The 19,014-nt window shown below is 59.2% G+C and carries 17 protein-coding genes and 2 pseudogenes; 10 read left to right on the top strand and 9 right to left on the bottom strand.

The window, feature by feature from the left end; all coding sequences use genetic code 11:
* The gene (locus NKL04_RS10710; protein ID WP_198024412.1) at positions 1 to 510 is read right to left on the bottom strand and encodes a helix-turn-helix domain-containing protein; all 510 of its coding nucleotides are present in this window, start codon (positions 508 to 510) and stop codon (positions 1 to 3) included.
* A gap of 145 nt (positions 511 to 655) precedes the next feature.
* Between NKL04_RS10710 and NKL04_RS10715 the strand changes: the two genes are divergently transcribed.
* The 5 genes and pseudogenes from NKL04_RS10715 to NKL04_RS10735 all read left to right on the top strand — a co-directional run bounded on the left by NKL04_RS10715 (position 656) and on the right by NKL04_RS10735 (position 5,342).
* Positions 656 to 892: a helix-turn-helix domain-containing protein gene (locus tag NKL04_RS10715; RefSeq protein ID WP_023694075.1), complete on the top strand. Its 237-nt coding sequence runs from the start codon at positions 656 to 658 to the stop codon at positions 890 to 892.
* Positions 893 to 1,890: 998 nt separating this feature from the next.
* A complete protein-coding gene (locus tag NKL04_RS10720; protein ID WP_023699943.1) occupies positions 1,891 to 3,393 on the top strand; it encodes a winged helix-turn-helix domain-containing tetratricopeptide repeat protein in 1,503 nt (500 codons plus the stop codon).
* Positions 3,394 to 3,580: 187 nt separating this feature from the next.
* Positions 3,581 to 4,330 carry a thermonuclease family protein gene (locus NKL04_RS10725; protein ID WP_280938705.1) on the top strand — a complete coding sequence of 250 codons (750 nt, stop codon included), beginning with the start codon at positions 3,581 to 3,583 and terminating at the stop codon, positions 4,328 to 4,330.
* The gene (locus tag NKL04_RS10730; protein ID WP_352723686.1) at positions 4,254 to 4,415 is read left to right on the top strand and encodes an excalibur calcium-binding domain-containing protein; all 162 of its coding nucleotides are present in this window, start codon (positions 4,254 to 4,256) and stop codon (positions 4,413 to 4,415) included. The genes NKL04_RS10725 and NKL04_RS10730 overlap by 77 nt, the downstream gene beginning before the upstream one ends.
* 234 nt (positions 4,416 to 4,649) lie before the next feature.
* Positions 4,650 to 5,342 (top strand): annotated as a pseudogene (locus tag NKL04_RS10735) (SOS response-associated peptidase).
* Between the two features lie 202 nt (positions 5,343 to 5,544).
* Here NKL04_RS10735 and NKL04_RS10740 read toward each other — a convergent pair.
* From NKL04_RS10740 to NKL04_RS10750, 3 genes are read right to left on the bottom strand one after another with little or no spacing between them, the layout of a single operon-like run.
* Positions 5,545 to 6,387 (bottom strand): plasmid partitioning protein RepB C-terminal domain-containing protein, encoded by an 843-nt coding sequence (locus NKL04_RS10740; RefSeq protein WP_245271352.1) that lies wholly within the window; start codon positions 6,385 to 6,387, stop codon positions 5,545 to 5,547.
* A complete protein-coding gene (locus tag NKL04_RS10745) occupies positions 6,381 to 7,238 on the bottom strand; it encodes a recombinase family protein (RefSeq protein ID WP_245271351.1) in 858 nt (285 codons plus the stop codon). The genes NKL04_RS10740 and NKL04_RS10745 overlap by 7 nt, the downstream gene beginning before the upstream one ends.
* Positions 7,157 to 7,873, bottom strand: a complete 717-nt coding sequence (locus tag NKL04_RS10750) for a recombinase family protein (protein WP_245271350.1) — start codon at positions 7,871 to 7,873, stop codon at positions 7,157 to 7,159. The genes NKL04_RS10745 and NKL04_RS10750 overlap by 82 nt, the downstream gene beginning before the upstream one ends.
* 225 nt (positions 7,874 to 8,098) lie before the next feature.
* Here NKL04_RS10750 and NKL04_RS10755 point away from each other — a divergent pair.
* Both NKL04_RS10755 and NKL04_RS10760 read left to right on the top strand, forming a co-directional pair.
* Positions 8,099 to 8,424: pseudogene (locus tag NKL04_RS10755) on the top strand (type II toxin-antitoxin system HicB family antitoxin); the annotation flags it as partial.
* A 184-nt stretch (positions 8,425 to 8,608) separates the two neighbouring features.
* Entirely contained in the window at positions 8,609 to 8,926 is a 318-nt protein-coding gene (locus tag NKL04_RS10760; protein ID WP_023690487.1) for a YMGG-like glycine zipper-containing protein, read from the top strand.
* A gap of 898 nt (positions 8,927 to 9,824) precedes the next feature.
* Here NKL04_RS10760 and NKL04_RS10770 read toward each other — a convergent pair.
* The 3 genes from NKL04_RS10770 to NKL04_RS10780 form a co-directional block, all read right to left on the bottom strand.
* Positions 9,825 to 10,724 carry a YihY/virulence factor BrkB family protein gene (locus tag NKL04_RS10770; RefSeq protein ID WP_502903338.1) on the bottom strand — a complete coding sequence of 300 codons (900 nt, stop codon included), beginning with the start codon at positions 10,722 to 10,724 and terminating at the stop codon, positions 9,825 to 9,827.
* Positions 10,725 to 11,001: 277 nt separating this feature from the next.
* The gene (locus NKL04_RS10775) at positions 11,002 to 11,211 is read right to left on the bottom strand and encodes a hypothetical protein (RefSeq protein WP_023669236.1); all 210 of its coding nucleotides are present in this window, start codon (positions 11,209 to 11,211) and stop codon (positions 11,002 to 11,004) included.
* Between the two features lie 1,381 nt (positions 11,212 to 12,592).
* Positions 12,593 to 13,288 (bottom strand): hypothetical protein, encoded by a 696-nt coding sequence (locus NKL04_RS10780; protein WP_352723689.1) that lies wholly within the window; start codon positions 13,286 to 13,288, stop codon positions 12,593 to 12,595.
* A 542-nt stretch (positions 13,289 to 13,830) separates the two neighbouring features.
* Here NKL04_RS10780 and NKL04_RS10785 point away from each other — a divergent pair.
* Positions 13,831 to 14,268: a hypothetical protein gene (locus NKL04_RS10785; RefSeq protein ID WP_023822760.1), complete on the top strand. Its 438-nt coding sequence runs from the start codon at positions 13,831 to 13,833 to the stop codon at positions 14,266 to 14,268.
* A gap of 103 nt (positions 14,269 to 14,371) precedes the next feature.
* Here NKL04_RS10785 and NKL04_RS10790 read toward each other — a convergent pair whose 3' ends face one another.
* The gene (locus NKL04_RS10790; RefSeq protein ID WP_352723691.1) at positions 14,372 to 14,653 is read right to left on the bottom strand and encodes a DNA ligase-like domain-containing protein; all 282 of its coding nucleotides are present in this window, start codon (positions 14,651 to 14,653) and stop codon (positions 14,372 to 14,374) included.
* Positions 14,654 to 16,169: 1,516 nt separating this feature from the next.
* On the opposite strand from NKL04_RS10790, the gene NKL04_RS10795 reads away from it, so the two are divergent.
* The gene (locus tag NKL04_RS10795) at positions 16,170 to 17,207 is read left to right on the top strand and encodes a UDP-glucuronic acid decarboxylase family protein (protein WP_023670638.1); all 1,038 of its coding nucleotides are present in this window, start codon (positions 16,170 to 16,172) and stop codon (positions 17,205 to 17,207) included.
* The gene (gene galE / locus NKL04_RS10800) at positions 17,207 to 18,286 is read left to right on the top strand and encodes a UDP-glucose 4-epimerase GalE (RefSeq protein WP_023670637.1); all 1,080 of its coding nucleotides are present in this window, start codon (positions 17,207 to 17,209) and stop codon (positions 18,284 to 18,286) included. The genes NKL04_RS10795 and galE overlap by 1 nt, the downstream gene beginning before the upstream one ends.
* 64 nt (positions 18,287 to 18,350) lie before the next feature.
* On the opposite strand, the gene NKL04_RS10805 is transcribed toward galE, so the two are convergent.
* Positions 18,351 to 18,920: a DUF995 domain-containing protein gene (locus tag NKL04_RS10805; RefSeq protein ID WP_245271349.1), complete on the bottom strand. Its 570-nt coding sequence runs from the start codon at positions 18,918 to 18,920 to the stop codon at positions 18,351 to 18,353.
* Positions 18,921 to 19,014 lie beyond the last annotated feature (94 nt).

A 19,014-nucleotide genomic window follows, 5' to 3' on the forward strand; every position in this document is an offset into this window, starting at 1 on the left:
TCAGACGGTCTTGCATTCGGCCGGCGCGGACTCGCCGGCCGTCCCGCTCTCTGCCTTCGTGTCTAGCAGGACCAGTTCTTCCCCTAGCGCTGAGACCAGGGACGAGATGCGACCACGCAGACGCGGTGGAAGGTTCACTAGCCCCTCAATCAGGCGCCGACCCTCCGCGCTGGCGATGAAATCCAGGCGCTCATCGACCGGCAGGGGCCGCGCCTCGACGCGGGTCTCATCGTTTCCCGGCAGACCTTCGAAGAAGCGGCTGACAGGAACGCCGAGCGACCTGGCGATTTCGTAGAGCATCGAAGCGCTCACGCGATTCCGCGCGTTCTCGTATTTCTGGAGCTGCTGGAAGCTGATGCCTATGGATCGGGCAAGTTGGGCCTGCGATACGTCCGACTGGACGCGGACGGTCGCAATCTGCCTGCCGACATGCTGATCGGCGGGATGAGGGTCACTGTCGATCTTTGGCTTCGGCTCCGTCCGAAGGAGGACGAAGCGCTGCGGTTTCAACAAGGCTTTTCGATGCTCCATTAGCCAGCCGACAGAGAGTCTGTCGGTACGTTATCTGAAAGCCGAATCGCCATTTCGTATACCTTATAGGGTGTAAAAGAACCCTATCGGTAGCAAAGAAAATCTGCCTGCCAATTGTGGACCCATGGTCAGTCCACGACAGATTCGAGCCGCACGAGCTTTGCTGGGTTGGTCTCAGCAGGAACTCGCTGACAAGGCTATTGTTTCGCTTAACGCGCTGGTCCGGTTGGAAAACGGCAAGGTGGATTCCCGGATTAGCACTTTGCAGGCCATTGAAGCGGCCCTGACAAAAGCGGGGGTCGAATTCTTGTCTGTAGGGCAGAGAGGTGAAGGTGTCCGGCTCTTAAATCCTCGGGCTTGATAGTGAGTTTGGCGGTCTGGTTTCTGTTCAGGTCCTGCTGCTGAAGGCACACCCATTCAGTCTGTTCATGAGCCTGCCGACATCCGCACCGCGCGCTAGTGCAGGACTAATTGATCGGCTCGCGCCCGGATCGCTGTAAGCAAATGCGCTTAGGCTGAGTCTCGCAGCTGCATTTGTCGTTCCCACAATTGCTCTCCTGCGGGTGACGAGAGACAAAGTCGTGGTATTGTCGGAGTCAGCCACGATCCGAACTCCACACAGCTTGGGTTGTGGCTAGGCCGAACGACGTGTTGTTGCACGACGTTCGGTCACGAAGAGTGAACCACATTACGTACATACCGTACATTACGGACACCGCTATTGTCAAACGTTCCTGATCCTGTCGACAACAAAACTGAACGCTTCGAGTTGCGGCTCTCGACCGACCTACTTGCTCGCGTAGACGAATGGCGTCGCACTCAGCCAGATCTTCCCACCAGATCGGAAGCGTTCCGGCGATTGGTGGAGGCTGGTCTAGCTTTGAAATAGGTTGCGGCTTGGTAGAAATCATCTCGAGTGCGCTTGGCGAGCAGAATATAACTCGCCTGGCCATTTTGCTAAGCTAGTACCCGTTGAACGCGGGTGCGGTGGCCAAACGGCACCTGCGACGAGTGAAACTACCGAAAACGGGGCGGAGTCATGACCGAACCAGGTCGCGATATTTCGTCGTCCAGTCGCTTCGCCGCCCGCTGTCCTGGCCGTCTCGCGTACTGGCGCCTGGCACCCAGCCGCATGCATAGCTCGGGCATGCTGCTTAAAAGGCACCCTTGCTTCTCCACCCATGGCCCGAAATGGCCGCGCGGCAATGCCGCCTTGTTGCGCAGCGGCCAGCGCCCGATCGCTATCTTCTGATCGATGGACAGGTGGCCGCGTTCTGGGCATAGGCCTCGAAAGCGCCCCGGGGATTAAAGCGGTGCCGACACTGTTCCGAAATCCGCCGGAACGTCTAATATGCCCAGATGCAGGGGACACGCATCGCTTTTGGTCCGTTCGTACTCGATCCCGACATCGGGACGCTCCTGAAAGAGCAGATCCCGATCGTTGTTGGGCATCGTGGGCTGACGCTGGTTGCTGCGCTCACGGCCCGGCCCGGCGAGATCCTGACCAAGGCCGAACTGATGGACGCTGCCTGGCCGGGAACCGCCGTTGAGGAAGGCAACCTTACGGTCCAAATAGCGACACTGAGAAAGGCACTCGGTCCGGCTGACAACGGCGGCGAGTGGATCGCCACGGTGCCTCGCGTCGGCTACCGCTTCACCGGGACTGTCGAGCCGGTGGCGAGCGCATCCCGCAGAGCGATACCAGAGTCCGGCAAGCCGTCGATTGCGGTCCTGCCTTTTGCCAATTTGAGCGGCGATCAGGACCAGCAGTATCTCAGCGATGGCATAACCGAGGACATAATTACGGAGCTGGCCAGGTTCCGCTCCCTCCTTGTCATCGCGCGCAATTCATCTTTTCAGTTTCGCCATCCGGCATTGGACATTGCCGAAGCCCATCGCAAACTCGGAGTTCGCTACCTCGTCGAAGGCAGCATGCGAAAGCTCGGTGATCGCATTCGGATCACCACACAATTGATTGACGCCGCCACCGGCACCCACCTGTGGGCCCAACGGTACGACAGGGCCCTCGACGACATCTTCGCATTGCAAGACGAGGTTGCGGCTCTCATCGCCTCGATGGTCGAAGGCCGGGCGGAGGCCGATTCGACGAGCCGGACAAGACGCAAGCCTCCCGCCGATTGGGATGCATACGACTATTACCTGCAGGGGCGCGCGCAGTTCTACCGGTATGAACTGGACATGGCCGAGCCCCTATTCGTCCGGTGTGTCGAGCTCGATTCGACGTTCGCTCAAGGCCACGGCTTCCTCGCGCAGGCCCTCGTCGGCAGATTTTGGTACGACAACGATCCGCGGACGCTACAGAAGGCCTGGGAGTCGGCACGAACGGCGCTCGCTCTCGACAGGAGCGATGGCGTCTGTCACCAGAGCATGGGGCTGGTGCTTACGCACATGCGCCAGCACAGCGATGCGGGAGTGCATTTCGAGCAAGCGCGCTCGTTGAACCCGCTAGACATGAACATAGCGGGGGACTATGCAAGCTGGCTCAACTACGGCGGACGGGCCGAGATGGCGCTGAACGTGCTCGAAACTGCGCTCCTGCGCGACCCGTTACCTCCAATTTGGTTCTGGGAGGTGAAGGGCAGCTCCCTCTTCCTGCTTGGAAGGTACGTGGAGGCCATCAGTTCGTACCAGAAGGCCGGCGACCAATTCTTCATTCATGCGTTCCTCGCAGCGGCGTACGCACATTTGGGCGAGACGCAGAAGGCGCGCGTTGAAGTCGAGGAAGCACTGACGAGGAAACACGACCTGACTGTCCGGTTGTTTTCAGGTTTCCCGTTCGCCGACCAGGTTGCCCTCGAGCTTTTTATGTCAGGCTTCAGAAAGGCGGGTTTTCCCGCGTGAATGCACCTTCGGGAGCGCGCCGGTCAGGCCCGACAGCCGAATGCACCCCAACAGGCCATCGAACCCGCTTAACCGAGATCGAAGTCGAGGGCGTCGGCACGCATCGGCTTCCGCGCTAGCATTCCGCGCGTCTCGTCTTCTGGACTCTTTGTTGAAACAGTCGCATCCTCCCTGCGGGGAAGAGGGCGTGGACAAATACCGATACGACAATCGATCTGATCGCTGGCGAAAGCGAGCCGGTGCCAAGCATAGCCGTGCGCACCGATGGGCGAATGTGCCGCGGCGCCTGATTTTGGTGACTGCGGTAGCGGCTGGCGCTCTGGTCGCGCAAACCGCCATCCAGCACAGCGAAAGTTTGCCAGAGATCAATGCATCGAACTGGTTCGGCTCGAAGCCGGCGCCGATCGCCGGTGTCGCGTCTGTGATCGACGGCGACACGATCGAGATCCACGGACAGCGCATCCGCTTGAACGGCATCGATGCGCCCGAGAGTAAGCAATATTGCGACGACGGTAAGGGCTTCGAATACGCCTGCGGGCGCCATGCTGCCCAAGCCTTGCACGAGTTCCTGGCTGCATCGCGTCCGTTGCACTGCAGCTTTGTTAACCGAGACCGGTACGGCCGGCTTGTTGGGGATTGCGATCGCGCCGACGGTCGCAACGTCCAGAGCTGGCTTGTCGAGCGGGGCTTGGCACTAGATTGGCCGCGCTACAGCCACGGAGCCTACGCAGGACAGCAGGCGAAGGCCCAGGCAGCGAAAGGTCGGTCTGTGGGCTGGGGCGTTTCAGGCGCCATGGGATTGGCGCGCAGAGCATGCGAACGGCACCACCAAGCCGTCTGCAAAACAACCACTCGGCATGATGAGCAATGGGCAGGTGGCGCAGAGCTATTCTTGTCAGCCGCGGCGAACTTGTCCCCAGATCAGTTCGTGCGATGAGGCTAATTGGTACTTGGCCAACTGCTCTTGGGGCGGCAAGCTCGACCGCGACAAGGACGGCGTTCCTTGCGAGAGCCTTTGCTAAGTCGGCAGTGAGAGGGACATGGCATGATCGTTGTCGGCTTTGCCTTTTTGCCTCCACAGCGCACACCAAGGCGAACTCTGCGGTCGCCCAGAGCCTTCCGCAAGGCTACTAAGGCAATCAATCGGCCACCGCCGCCGAGAAACGCAGCGTCTGGCGCCGCAGCGACGAGTATAGGAGAATTCCGACCTTGGCCCGCTCAGCGTGCCTGAACTCCTGCGCAACTGAGGCAGAGCGATGTGCGGACGTTACACCAAATATCTGTCGTGGTCGGAAATCCACCGGCTCTACCGCCTGACTGCGCCGGCGGAGACGGGCCGCAACGACGAGCCCCGGTACAACATCGCGCCGACTCAGGATGTCCCATTCGTCACTGCCGGTGAGGATGGCAACCACAGGCTGCGTGAAGGGCGCTGGTGGCTGGTCCCTTTCTGGGCAAAGGAAATGCCCAAGGCGGCTATGTTCAATGCCAGGATTGAGGGCATCGATACAGCGCCCGCCTTCCGCGACGCCTACAAGTCCAAGCGCTGCCTGATCCCTGCCGATGGCTTCTACGAGTGGACGATATCGCCTGCCGACGGCAAGTAAGACCCTTGGCACATCTACCAGCCAGGCCACGCGCCTTTCTCGTTCGCCGGGCTTTGGGCTTACAATTCCAATCTCGACATAACCAGCTGCACCATCATCACCGAGCCTGCCGCAGAACCGATGAAGCAGTTGCATGATCGGCAGCCTCTCATTCTCGACGCGGCCTACTATGACGCCTGGCTGGACCCGGCGACGCCCAAGGACAGCCTCAAGGACATTCTCAGCCACGACATCGACGGTCAGCTGCAGTTCAACCGCGTTGGACGTGAGGTGAACACGAGCGCCGTCAACAAGTTGCCCAACGACCATCCCGGCCTGGTCGGGCCGATCAACCCGTTATGAGCGACGAACCGAGCCGGCTTGCCGAAGGGATGACAGCGATTCCGCGCGGCCGAGAGCCGATCGAAAATCGCTTTGCGAGCATTCTGGCTGCGGCAAGCTCGGCGGGTTTGGGTTTTCGAGGCCTGGACAGAAGTCAGATTGGTTCTGTTGTTTGCATCCCGGCGACGGCGATCGGTTTGTATAGGAGTTGACGTCCGACCATCTAGCGCCCCTGTTCGAGGCATGGCATCGAGAAGCTGTGAAACTCTTCAAAATGCCCCGGAAAGGTCCGGGCGAGATACCGCACCACTCTGGAATTATCCATCAACCGGTCGAAAAAGCGGTTGGCTGCGACAAGCTCCAGGCCCACCTGGCCATGACGTTCCGCGGCGCTGAGAACCGCAAGGCTTAGCGCGCCGACATCGAGCACCATCGCGCCGCGCTGGTCTTCCGCCTGTGTGGTGATCGTTGAGAGATTAAAACCCTCGACCAGCAGGGCTTGCGGTGTCAGAGCGACGAGTAGTCTCGCGTAGGTGATCCTGACCCGGTCCATCGCCACCGTCAGCCGGGCAATCTCCAATTGCCTGGCTGGCAGCACCTTCTGGAGCAACCCGAAGATTTTTGTTTTCACCGGCGCGTCCCGAAGCAGGTCGAGGACATCAGGGCAAATTCCGTTAACGGCTTTCCGGTTCTCGCCTGTCTCGGGAGCGGGTTTTCCGGGAGAGCAGAACATTTGCGGCTCGCGGGTCGCGCCACGCAACCTATGTGCCAGTAGGCTTGGCATTGTCCTGAAGCCCTCGGACACCAGCGTGGCGCAGAATTGCTTGTCGCGCATCATCAGGTGGAGCGCCGCTACTATCCGGTCTAGGCTCTGTTCAGACTTAGCCGCTTGCGTGCCGAAATCGCGCATGCGTTTGCATTCCGTATCGTAGGTCGCCAAAAATTCGTGTGAACGAAGCCTCTTCTTGGACCCTAATGCGCCAGCAACAATATTGCTCGCATGTCTGTCGCCACCCTTTTCCAACGCACGGTAGGCGGCGTCCTTGGGTAAGCGCTTGACTACCAAGCCACGCCCCCCACAGGCTCTCGCTCTGCCAGCCTGAGAATGGGATTGAGCGTGGGAAAAATATAGCTGTCCAGCGGTATCCCATTGATGGCATGCAGTTCCGATTTGCCAGCGATCTCATGCGCAGGCGCAATCAAATAATCCCGGACGGTCAGGTCGCCGGGATTCATACGGATCAGGACGAAAATGTCGGGTAGTGGCCGTTTATCGGCCTTGGAAAACCAGCGTGGATAGCCGAAGCCGGAAACCCTGCATCGGCCCATTGTAATCGCCACCGTGATCTCCTCGTTTATCCGCAGGAGGTCCATCGCCATGTCATGGGCAGCAACCCCGCCCTGCTTATCAATCGCGCCCACAAGATCCCGGATAATCTGCAGCCTCATTGATTCCAGGTGCCGGTTCACGCCGATGAAGCGGTAGTTTTTGGATGGCTCGTATCCGATCAGTTCATAGGCTTTGACAATGGTTCCAAAACGCCACTGGTAGCGTTGGGCCGGCGGGCACCCCGGATCGGCGTCGATCATGGCCAACGACAAGGCGCCACGGCGAGCCAGAAGTGCCCTAAGAGCAGCCAGCATCTCGTCGTTGGTCATGTGGCGATAGATGGTCTTGAGCACGATCTGCGCCCGGTCGAACAGTTTGCGGTCGACGATCGGCTCCAGGACGTTTTCCACCCGCACCCACTGTTCGGGGGGATTACGGACTTGATGGCTTCTCAGCCGGGCCGAATGCTTGTTCCAGACGCTGTTGCCAATGTAATTTTCGTTGGTCAGCACCGAGTGCACGGATTCCCGCGTCCATGGTCGCCCCAAATCGCTGAGCACGCCGCGTTTGTTGAGCAGTCTTGCCATCTCCAGCTCTGTCTTGCGTGCTTGACAAAGTGACTGAAGATCCACTTCACTGTCGCAATCTCGTCAGGCGGGCCGAGCACCAGAACTATTCGATCCGTCTGCTGGCTCTTGTATTCGTGGGATGAAAGGATGCATTTTGAGCGGCCGTGTTGATCGACAAGCAGGCGCCGCAGGCCAAAGCCGGCCTTCCCGCCCTGCCGGAAGCCCAGCCGGATCAACCTTGCCTGGCCGATGAAGACTTTTTGCGAGAGCATTCTGCTCTGCTCGGCAGCCATGCTCCGTTTGATTGCTTTGAGGACGTCTGACCCGATGCTGCCGTCGTTTGCGAATTGCTCGGCGCAAAATTCGATACGCACGCCGGCCATCTGGCATCGGTATTCGTAGGCTGCGCTTTCATCAATGTTCTGAAAACGCCCCCACCGGCTTACATCATAGACCACAACCGTCTCAAAATCGGCTCGCCCACTTTCGACATCGGCCAACAGCTTCTGAAGACCGGGGCGCCCTCCAAGGTTTAAACCGCTGCGACCGAGGTCCTCGTAAGTGGCGACAATGTCGTAAGCCATGATATCGGCATAGTCGCGAATGGCATCCGCTTGGTTGTCGATCGAGTAGGTCTGGTGTTCCGTCGACATGCGCACGTACTGCGCGGCGCGAACTCTAGGCACAGTCTGGTGCCCGCCATCTAACTTTGGCACTTTCCCCACACTCTCGACCGTTGCCCAGGCAATGTCTGCCTGGGGCATGCCCAACCTACTAGGCAGCTTCCTACGGTCCCATTAGGAATACCTCGACAGTTTGTGTCGAATGGCTCGATAGTCTGATCGAGCCTCGAAGCCGCTCCTTGGGGGAACCGACCCGTGCGTCACTATATCGGATTGATCCACAAGCAAGCGGACAGCGACTTCGGCGTATCCTTTCCCGACTTTCCGGGCGTGGTCACCGCCGGCACCAGCCTCGACGACGCCCGCGCCATGGCCGAAGAGGCCCTGGCCTTCCATCTCGAAGGCCTTGTCGAGGATGGCGAAGCCATTCCCGAGCCATCATCCCTGGAAGATGTCATGTCGAACAATGACAATCTCAGCCGGGTCGCCGTCCTGGTAGCGCTCAAAGCCGAACCACAAAGGTGGTGCGCGTCAACGTCACCATTCCCGAAGATGTCCTCGACCAGATAGATCGGTATGCGATTCAAACCGAGGCGCTACCGACCTGTTCGCGAAAGCCGTTTCCGCTTTGGCAACCATTGTCTTCAAGGCCCGAGAAACCACGTCTCATTTCGTGAGCGGGCGTGCCGCCGTTTGGCCGCAATGCGCCAGCAACTGGCAACCATTCGCCCCGATCCGCGTTTGGGGCTCCAAAGGAGTTCCAAGATGATCATCAGACAAACCATTGCCGCCGTGCTCATGACTGCAGCACTTGCAGGCTGCGCGACCCAGACCGAACAGCAGCAGAGGGCAACCACAGGCGCACTCATTGGCGGCGGTGTCGGCGCCCTCGCCGGCCAGGCACTGGGCGGCAACACCGAAAGCACGGTCGTGGGTGCCGCCGGCGGCGCCTTGCTCGGCGCCGTCATCGGCCAGTCGACCACGCCGCAGCGCCGCGGCGAACAGCTTTGCCGTTACCAGGACCGCCGCGGCCGGATCTACACGGCGCCTTGCGATGATCGCTATTACAACAACGACTATTGATCCAGCCTCCCTGGAAGTGCGGCTCTCTGACGTTTGCTGCCGCTCTTCCAGGGACCCGGGATCTGTTCGGCGTTTCACAATATGAGAACGCCCGCTCAGTCCATTACACCCTCTGGCTGATGAGCTTGCGCTTGGTGCTTGCAAGGATCCCATTTCGCGGAAGCGACGTGAAGCGCTGGTTTCATGGCGCCAACAATGACATCGCATTGCCGCAGCTGAAAGTGCCGACAGCGACCATCGGCTGCGGCTGAAGAGCGGGGGTGACGGTCACGGTGCCAAGCATCAAGGTCGCCAAGCGCGCCTTGGCCAAGCCGAATGGCTTGCGCTGCATGCATAAAATGTGGGATAATTTGTTTGGTGGAGATTCTCGCTCACACCATCCAAAGGCCTCCTTCGGAGGCCTTTTTCATGTCATGGTGGCTGGCAACTGAGTGCCACAACGATTAGGTGGCACTCCCTGCCTAGGCGAAGAGTTGCACTGCCGCCAAGGTCCTTCGACCGCTTTCACGTCGTAAGCTTGGAGAACAATCCCGATGCTCAACAGCATTGCGGGCTGGCTCGATGCTGCAACTGCAATTGCCATTGTTCGGCTCCTGATTGACCTCATGAACCTATACCGCTCCGCTGCCGCCAAGAAGGCGCCGGACGGCAGGCGCGCGAGATCAAAGCCGATACGCAAGCGCCGTCCGCGTCGCCGCTGAACCGCGTCTTCCCAACCAACTCAAACTGTGACCGCGATGGTTTGACCCACCAGCGACCCGTGCACTCATCATATGGCGTCGACCGTATCCAGCTCGCGTGCCCTGCTCGGTGATGCGGTCGGCGCCGACGGGTGATGATGCGGGTGGCGTCGCGAAGGCAGTCAGCCGGCGCGCCGCGCGCCTAGTCGATTTCATCGTTAGTGGCGTATGTTGCAAGTCAAGCACTGTGAAGCACAGCGTCCAGATCGGACCTGCTGCCGTGTCGAATGGAATAGGCGCGAGTGATTTCCGCACCAAAAAGAAAAATTTCCGCCGAGTAGTAAGCCCACAGCAGGATGACGAGCAGCCCACCGGCGGCCCCATATCCAGGCCGCGACCGCTCTGGAGCCTATATACCAACCGATAAGCGATTTCCCGAGCGTGAACAGGGCAGCGGTTACAACAGCACCAATCCAGACATCCCGCCATTCCAGGGTTCGATCAGGCAAGATCTTGAAGATAGCGGCGAAAATAGCTGCGAGGAGGACAAAAGAAACGATCGCGTTGATAACGGCCAGTACAAGTGTCCCGAACGGCAACTGTGCGTTGATGAGGTTGCCTAGGGCCGAAATCGCCGCGCTCGCGACTAGAGAGACGAGCAACATGAAGCCAAGTGCGGTGACCAGTCCCAGACTTACCGCACGTGCGCGCACCAGGCGCGACAACGAACTGCCCTGCGCTTCGACCTTCCATATCATGTTCAAAGACTGCTGTATTTCGCCGAAGACCCCGGAAGCGCTCACAAGCAAGGTGATGATGCCAATCACCGCCGCCCAGGTGCCGCCGGATGGCTTTTCGGATGCGCTCTTCAATGCGGTTTGCAGGATATTTGCGCTTTCTGTACCCATCATCCCTGTGATTTGGGCGGACAATGCCGCTTGGGCTGCCTCGTGACCGAATGCGAGACCCGCAATTGCAACCACGATGAGCAGAATTGGCGCCAACGATGTTGTGGCATAAAAAGCGATTGCCGCGCCATGGCTGAGAGCATTGTCGTTGACGAACCCAACGATGGCTTCTCGCACCATTGCCCATGCATTTGTGATCGCGCGATGCATTTTGCGCCCCAGTCGAATTGGCGTTCACTAGCAATGCACCAGCACATGTGATGTTCCGGTTGCGGGCTACTAACGCCCTCAGGGGGAGCAGGCAACGTCAGTGGTTATGCGCCGCGGTTGATGCTCTCGAGCACCAGCACTCTTTTTCCGGTCAAATCGCTGGGCTACGAAGCGAGCGGCCTTCTAGCCGGGGACCTCGATCTGAGCGTAGGCGAGCAGCCCGAACCGGTTTGCGGCAATAAGGTTCCCGGACCTGTCTCACCGTCTGCCCTGGCGGCTAATCCTTTTGCGCATCCGCGACGCTATTGTCGTCGCGATGACGTTGACGAAGGCGCTCTAGCAGTTCGCGTGAAACTTGAATCGCCCTGCGCGATTGATCCATGTTCTGGCGAAATGTGGCGCGTTCCTCCATGGACTTCTGCCACTTCAGCAAGGTGGCCGTATTCGCAGTGGCCGCTTGAGCGATATCTATGGGCGTTGCAACCATCGCATCCTCCCAAAAAGGCAATGGTAAACACCATCTTTATAGGCCCGCCGAGACCCTTTCTTCAATCAAAACGACCGTACGGATTCGTACGGCAAAATGGCTATTCGTGGGGGCGCTCGACGGCGGCTTCGTCGACCTCGGCTTCCATCTCGTCGTTGACGGTCTGAGTGATTCCCCTACTGCCCGGTAGGGTCCGTTTCCTAGCAGCGCTCCCTTCGTTCTTCATGGAACAGCTTGGTGTGCTCGTCCCACTCAAGAGGCGCTGTTCCGCGCTCTTGAACGAACTTTCCAAACTGCTTGCGCAGGTCGGCAAGGTCCAAAGCCCAAAGATGCTCACTGCTACCGGGGTGCGACATCGCGTTCACCAATCCGCCCATTCTCTCGAACTAAGTTGGCTTCGCGGTTGAGCCTTCAAGATGGCAATGCGAGATAATTTGCTCGGTTGCTAATATGCCTATACCTTAAGCAGCGCGGGGGGCCTCATATCTTCCCGCAGTGGCCGGTGCGGTTAAGCCCCCACAAGCTGCCCAACTGCACCGGCCATTCCTACGGCTGGGTAGGGTGTTCGCGCTCGGCAATCTTTTCCAAGAGCTTCCGTGAGGCCTCTAGGATGCGGCGTGTCTCTTGGATGGTCGATTGTAGGGATTCCAGTTCTCTCTCCGCCCAGCGCTGGCTACGGCGGGCGCCTTCGATGAACTGGTGGTCGGATTCCACTGGTCTTTCATGCGACTTAGCCTCTCTTCCAGGTGCCGCATGTTTCCGTCGTCACGGCTACATCCGAGGAATCGATCGCTTAGGTAGAAATGTGTGGTCGTCGCCACGGTTCCATACAATTTTTGGAAGCCATTCCCCTACGGCTGGGTCCCAACCCGCAGTGGCCAAATAAGGAAGCGGCGGCCTATAGAAATGCGTGCCGATTAATTGCGGAGGCCAAGGATGGAAGCTGCAGTCCGGCCGTAGCATTTGCGGCGTTCAAGGCCGCCGCTATCGACCAGCGCTTGCTGCAGACGGCCAAGACAGAGTCTGGCGCTCGGCATGGCGGACAACGTGCCATAAACCATCGTGATGATGAACCGCCGTCCCCTAGTATCAAATATGGACCGACACATGGGATCTCGCTTGGTCGCGCGACGATGGGCTCGCACCGTACCGGGGCAGGTGTGATGCGAGCCCGGCCGAGTCTTGCGGGACCTCGACCAGCAGCGAACACCCACTCGCTGCCGTTCTATCAACAAGCCCCCAAATTTCAGGTTTCGCTTATGTACAAAAAAGCCGGTGAACGGAGCTTGGCTCATCGCTGCGTAACGCTTTCCCTGAGTGGTTCCGTAGAGCCACCAAAAGCCGCCGGGGGGGGTGTGACCCGGCGGCTTGAACGTTCGGCTTACGGTGTTGGCTCAGGAGCCTGTTTGGCAGCCATCTCGTCGATCTTCTCGGCAAGCACGCCGTTGGCCCATTCGGTGACCTCGGCGTCTACCGGCTTGTTGGCCATATCGGCGAGCGCGTCATCCAGCGATGGGACGGCGGCAGCAGCATCGGCAGCCGCTATATTGGCGGCATCGAGCGCCGCCTGCGCTGCATCGATCTGCTCCTGGGTCGGGACTTGGTCGGCCGGAGTATTCGGGTCGTTCAATTTGGCGTTCAACGCGTCGACTTCGGCTTGGGCGGCATCTACCGCGGCTTGGGCGCCCTTGGCGGCCGCCGACCCTGTCACATAAGCCTGAATGCCGGCGAATTTTTTGCTCTTGGAGTTCATATAGGCGTTGATGTTGCGCTGCAGCGAGTTCAGCCGGCCAAGCTTGGCGTGAATGTTCTTGTCCTTAGGCGTCGCGGCGACCTCAATGTCGTCGACGGCGACCTGGTCTTCGCCCGAGGCCTTCTTTCCGGCGTGAGCCGATGCCGACTTGCCGTGCGAAGCGCTGTTGCCGGACTTGCCGCCACCGTTGCCCTGACCACCGCCATTACCGTGACCACCGCCATTGCCGTGACCACCACCGTTTCCACCCGCGCCAGCGAAAGCAGGAGCGGTCACTAGCGCAAGCGCGGCAAGCGCTGCCAACAGCGTTTTTCGGGACGTCATGGTACCTCCTCGGCGAATAGCCACCTCGCCGATTCGTTATAGAGCGGCTTATAAGTGTTTCCTAATTCGAATGAATGAACTTTAGATAAATGCTCATTGCAATGGGCGACTAACGACCGCGAGGCTCGTTGTAACAGTGTGAAATGTAACAACTATTCGGAATCGTACAGCGTATCGGCCCTCTTCGCGACTGAAGTCCTATACCGATCGGACCTTGGTCGGGCGATGCACAACCTGCGGAGTGCCTGCGCCATTTCGGAGTATGGCATCACATGACTGAACATTGCTAGACAACTCGCCGGGCGAAGACCCCAACTACCTCGAGCCCGGCGAGCCTACACCTGATCAGAGTACGCGATCAGGACCGGGGATCAGCCGGCGAAAGATGTGGATGCAATATGGGTGCCAAACATATTCGTCCCAAATTGGGACCATGCTGGGGCCGGCAAGCTGTTCCTAGGCCTCACCAGCGGCCTAGGCTTTGGCTTTGGATCGCGCTGGCCGGTTAGCGTAGATCTGCGCCCCGGCGATGCGCCGCGTGAATGCCGCTCGACTCCAACAACAGCCTCATCTTTCGTTTCGACTGTTCCGTGCGCGCCGCCGTCATGGCAGGTCCAGAACCAAGTGCCTGCGGCTGGGCCGTGCATCGTCTTCATGATGCGGCCGACCTTTTCCTGCTGGAACGCTGCGGCGAAATCGAAGGGCGCCGTCTGCCCTCCTATGATGGTCCGCGACCATGCCAGCCAAACGCGAGCACCTCGGCCGAGCACGAACTTGAACGCCTCGTCCTGTTTCTCGAACGTCTGGAGGATCGCGCTTCCGTCGAGGACCTGAAAGCCGCGTTGATAGGCGAAGCGGACGGTAGGGCGATCTGCTGCTGGCATGGCTCCGATATAGCGTTCAATCTTCCTCGCGGAAATCCTGCAGTGAGGCATGACGCAGGCCATCCTCGCCGCGCAGGTGCTTCACGCGTCCAATGAGGCCCGGCTTTACCCATTGCGTCGCCGGCCGCTTCATGATGCCCTTGGGCGCCGCCTGAGTGCTCCTGGACGCGTTTCCATAGCCTCTCGCGCATTTCCCGGTTCAAGGTGACGAATGCGCTTCCGACATAACGCCGGTGCGGCGCTCAGCCATCAGAGCGAAAGCCGGCCTGCCAGCTTCACGCTCGACGCCGAGCAAATCGTATTCTTCAACCATATAGCTCTTGATCTTCAGCCAGGCGGTCGACCGGCCGCTGCGGTATTTGCTGTCGCGGCGCTTCGAGAAAAGCATGCCAACAAGACCGCGCATCTCGTCATGTGCCACGATACGGGTTTCAGCAGGGCCGTCATATACCCGAGAGGCGACGCGGGTGCTGAGGGTCACCACGTTCGGGGATGTCTTCCCGAAAACATCACAATCGCGCTCGTAATCTTCCGGTCAAGTAAATCCGAGAATGTGTCACTGCGGGCGTGGTGGCGCTCCTGCACGACCTTAAGAATGGTGCAGTCCTTAGTGGTCAATTGGCAACGATCGAAAGTGGGCACGGCACGTTTCCAGCCGGCCTCTGAAACAATCCGGCGTCAAGCAGTTGAGCGGGCGTGGAAACCTACCCTGCGCCGGGCAAGGACACCCGGCACAGGGTTACACTCCCGCGAGCGCCGGCAACAGGACAGGGAGACGGTTGCGGCGCTCATAGCGGCCGATTCCATTCTAAATCGCCAAGACGCCGGGTCTCATATCAACCCGCCCGCCCGATCCGAACGCTACAAACGCCTCGGGCGACCCCTGATGACGAAAGCCGTTCATGGCGGGTTGTTTATCGACGTCCGCTTATCGGCACGGATAGGAACGCCCTATCGGCCGATATGAGGCGCATTCCCGCCAGGCAGCTTTTGGGGCCGCAAGCTGCCGCGATCAATAGGGATCAGCCGCGGTAAGCTCGGCAGAGCACATATCCTGGCATCTCCACGCTCGCTGCCGGCCACAGTCATCCTGAGACAGCCGTTCGACAGAAGGGACGACGACCGTTTTCGCGCGGCTTCGACTGGATCTCTGCTTCCGACATCCGCAAACCATACGCGGATCGCTTCAGAATGGACCGGGTTATTGGGGTATGCTGCATCTGCCAACGAAGGCTACGACTGCGGAGAGCGGTTGTGTGCGTCAATCCCGGGCCGACGGTGAAAGAGGTAGGCGTCCGGGGCTATCGGTCGCGATCACCCCCGCTCGTCGCGCAAGATCTCGTCGGGCAGTTGAGGGCTGAACTGGCGGGGATTTCGGCACGCTTCGGGAACCAACCGCATTGGCTTGTAAGATTTTATTGACAAGGTCGCATCTACGAATATTTTCGATATTTTCAAATGCTACACCTATCTTAGTATAAAGTTTGCTAACGTAAGTATTAGTCTTACATCTGCCTATTTTTTGCAGAGGTGAGAGTGTCTTGATTATCAACTTTCCGGCGATCGCCCCTCGAAAGATCAGAAAAATGGTCTTTATATTACTGTGGTACTTTCAAGTTTATAGCCCAATCCTCAGATTTATGTGGCTGCGCTGCCGCCCCGCGATTAACCACTCCCGAATGAACACGGTTAACGATTCGCTAATTTAGTTGACTATGTTTTGCACAGGTATATTTTCGAAACGTTGGGATGTGCAATTTGGGCGAGCAATGGGCGATGGTGGCATCAGGCGCGTGACCGCGGTTTCGGGGCGTATCGGATGCTGAACGGCAGCTAATAGCCGAGTAGCACCGCCCAGCAACTCAAAAGCAATCGACAGACATCAGGAGTGGACGATTCCGCGGGAGCGGAAGGTTTGTGACGTTCTCAGGAACGTCGCCCGGCAATGCTATGGCCGGCAGTAGTGTGCGCAGAGCGTAAGGGCGAAGGGGTGGAGTATGGGTAGAACTGTCAATGTTCTGAAACTCGGGGCCGGGAACAGCCGAAGGGGCGCGAATTCCAATCAGGGTCGCGCGCTGGTTGCCGGTGGGGCAGGATTTCTGGGTTCGCATCTGTGCGAGCGTCTTTTGCGGGATGGATACGACGTTCTCGCGCTGGACAATTTCCACACCGGCAAAAGATACAATCTCAATCCCCTCGTGCGCGATCCGCGATTTACGTGCATCGAGCACGACATTGTCGACCCTCTGCCCGTGGATCTCCAGGTCGATGAAATCTACAATCTCGCCTGTCCGGCGTCCCCGCCGCATTACCAGGCGAATCCGATCCATACGTTCAAGACAAGCGTGCTTGGTTCGCTGAACCTGCTCGAACTCGCGCGGCGGAACAATGCGAAGATATTTCAGGCTTCGACGTCCGAAGTCTACGGCGACCCCCTGGTACATCCGCAGCCGGAAGGCTACTTCGGCAACGTCAACCCGCACGGTCCGCGATCCTGCTATGATGAGGGCAAGCGTTCGGCCGAGACGCTGTTCTTCGACTATTCGAGAACGTATAGCCTCGATGTCCGCGTCGCACGGATCTTCAACACCTATGGCCGCCGCATGCAACCAGACGATGGCCGCGTCGTCTCGAACTTCATCGTCCAGGCATTGCACGGTGACGACCTGACCGTCTACGGCAGCGGCCGGCAGACCCGTTCATTCTGCTACGCGGACGACCTCATCGAAGGTTTTATCCAGTTGATGAACGCACCGAGCGCACCGCAGCACCCGGTCAATCTCGGCAACCCTGCCGAATTCACCATTCTGGAACTGGCGACACAGGTGCTCGAATACACCAACTCACGTTCGAAGATCGTGCATCGGCCGCTGCCAGTCGACGATCCCAAGCAGCGTCGGCCGGACATCTCATTTGCCCGGGAAAATCTTGGCTGGGAGCCAAAGATCAGCCTGAGCCAGGGGCTCGCGCATACCACGGCGTATTTTGACGCCCTTCTCTACCCGAACCGGCGCGTCAAAGAAGCTGCGATGTAATGAGCCGCCCGGCAATCCTGGTGACGGGTGGGGCCGGTTACATCGGCAGCCACACCTGCAAGCTGTTGTCAGCTGCCGGCTACCTGCCCGTCGTTTTTGACAATCTGAGCCGTGGCAACGAGAGATCCGTTGCCTGGGGGCCGCTTGTTGTCGGCGATATCCGGGACCGGGAGGCGCTACAGCAGGCGATCAGCACCTACCAGCCGCAAGCGATCATCCACTTTGCTGCGCTGGCCTATGTGGGCGAGTCTGTTCACGAGCCCGCAGAGTATTATTCGACCAATGTGTCGGGTACCATCGCGGTGCTTGACGCGGCACGCTCGAGTTCTATCGAAAACATTATCTTTTCAAGCAGCTGCGCGACATACGGCGTTCCCGAAACACTGCCCATTCGAGAGACCTTGGCGCAAAATCCAATCAGCCCCTATGGGCGAACCAAGCTGATGGGCGAGCAGATCATCAGCGACTATGCCAGCGCCTACGGAATGAAATATGCGATCCTGCGTTATTTCAACGCCTGCGGCGCCGATCCCGACGGCGAGCTCGGTGAGTGGCACTCGCCTGAAACGCACCTGATCCCGCGCGTGCTCATGGCCGCATCAGGCACAATCGACGAGATCGAGGTTTTCGGCACAGACTACGACACGTCGGATGGCACCTGCGTGCGCGATTACATCCATGTCAGCGATCTGGCCCGCGCGCATCTGAGGGCTCTCATGCATCTGGAGGCGGGTGGCGAAAACCTGTCGGTCAATCTCGGCACCGGGCGCGGGGTTTCGATCAAGGAGATTCTCCAGGCGGTCACCCGGATGACGTCCAAATCGGTTCCGGTTGTCTTCCGGCCCGGGCGCCCGGGAGACCCGGCGGAGCTCTATGCGGACCCGATCAAAGCGCGCGAACACCTGGGCTTCGTGCCGGAACTTTCCGACATCGATACCATCGTCAGGACAGCCGCCCCGTTCTTCGGGCTGGAGGCCACCGCGTTCACAATTCCGATGCCGACAGCGAGGCGCCGCCGGTCAACTTCGCCAGGAATACCAAATGCATCGGAGGACATCACCAGCTCGCAAAGCTTGTAGTCGTCCCTGTTTGTCGTTGTCGGGGACGTGGGCTCATTGAGGTGGGTGAGCTTCTCGGCGAGCCTCAACTTTTGGAATCGATCGAGGTACGGATCTTGTCGAACTGCGCGCCCTTTGTATCGCCTTCCTCGAACTTTCGTTGCTCGTCGGAAGGGTCTCCCGGAGAGTGCCGGAAACTGTACCAGACACCGTCCGGATCCTTGCGCTGTTCGAGGGTCCCACTCCGGAAGCGGTGGCTGAAACACGTGCGGATCGGCGCTGCGGCGTAGGTCTTGGACCGCCAGACGAGATCCATGCACATCTTGCCATCGTTGCTCAGATGCCATCTGCCTTCGCCGACAGAAGCCGTGTCTTGCTCGGAGGTCCAGGCCCGGACCGGTCGATCCTTCTGTCCGAAATAGGCCGCTCCGTTATCCCATATCCACGTGCGGTCAGCATAAACAAGCTGAAGTTGGAAAGCCGTGGGAACGGCAACGGCATCTGCAGGGCCGCTGTCTTTGGGACCAGCTGCGTGCGCGGCTCCGCAAAGCGCCATCTGGCACCAAATGGCCAGGACGCGCGCAAACGAGATGGCAAGTCGATGTCGCCTCGCCCGGCTCGCTGACTCAAATGGCAATCCGGTCCTGTTCGTCATGCTGAGCGGTCGCATTCAATGTTCGCTTCCCAAGCGGGCGTCGACCAGCCGAGCATACCGCAAGAACGGGCCCGGTCCGTCCTGCGCTGACAAG

Source organism: Mesorhizobium sp. C264A, from assembly GCF_040324515.1.
Lineage (GTDB): Bacteria > Pseudomonadota > Alphaproteobacteria > Rhizobiales > Rhizobiaceae > Mesorhizobium.

What these genes read in the sequence shown, in the direction of transcription:
- NKL04_RS10715 (WP_023694075.1), top strand. Translation starts at nt 656, where the DNA reads ATGGTCAGTCCACGACAGATTCGAGCCGCACGAGCTTTGCTGGGTTGG.
- NKL04_RS10720 (WP_023699943.1), top strand. Translation starts at nt 1,891, where the DNA reads ATGCAGGGGACACGCATCGCTTTTGGTCCGTTCGTACTCGATCCCGAC.
- NKL04_RS10730 (WP_352723686.1), top strand. Translation starts at nt 4,254, where the DNA reads ATGAGCAATGGGCAGGTGGCGCAGAGCTATTCTTGTCAGCCGCGGCGA.
- NKL04_RS10745 (WP_245271351.1), bottom strand. Translation starts at nt 7,238, where the DNA reads ATGGCAAGACTGCTCAACAAACGCGGCGTGCTCAGCGATTTGGGGCGA.
- NKL04_RS10750 (WP_245271350.1), bottom strand. Translation starts at nt 7,873, where the DNA reads ATGTCGACGGAACACCAGACCTACTCGATCGACAACCAAGCGGATGCC.
- NKL04_RS10760 (WP_023690487.1), top strand. Translation starts at nt 8,609, where the DNA reads ATGATCATCAGACAAACCATTGCCGCCGTGCTCATGACTGCAGCACTT.
- NKL04_RS10770 (WP_502903338.1), bottom strand. Translation starts at nt 10,724, where the DNA reads ATGCATCGCGCGATCACAAATGCATGGGCAATGGTGCGAGAAGCCATC.
- NKL04_RS10775 (WP_023669236.1), bottom strand. Translation starts at nt 11,211, where the DNA reads ATGGTTGCAACGCCCATAGATATCGCTCAAGCGGCCACTGCGAATACG.
- NKL04_RS10780 (WP_352723689.1), bottom strand. Translation starts at nt 13,288, where the DNA reads ATGACGTCCCGAAAAACGCTGTTGGCAGCGCTTGCCGCGCTTGCGCTA.
- NKL04_RS10785 (WP_023822760.1), top strand. Translation starts at nt 13,831, where the DNA reads ATGCCGCTCGACTCCAACAACAGCCTCATCTTTCGTTTCGACTGTTCC.
- NKL04_RS10795 (WP_023670638.1), top strand. Translation starts at nt 16,170, where the DNA reads ATGGGTAGAACTGTCAATGTTCTGAAACTCGGGGCCGGGAACAGCCGA.
- galE (WP_023670637.1), top strand. Translation starts at nt 17,207, where the DNA reads ATGAGCCGCCCGGCAATCCTGGTGACGGGTGGGGCCGGTTACATCGGC.
- NKL04_RS10805 (WP_245271349.1), bottom strand. Translation starts at nt 18,920, where the DNA reads ATGACGAACAGGACCGGATTGCCATTTGAGTCAGCGAGCCGGGCGAGG.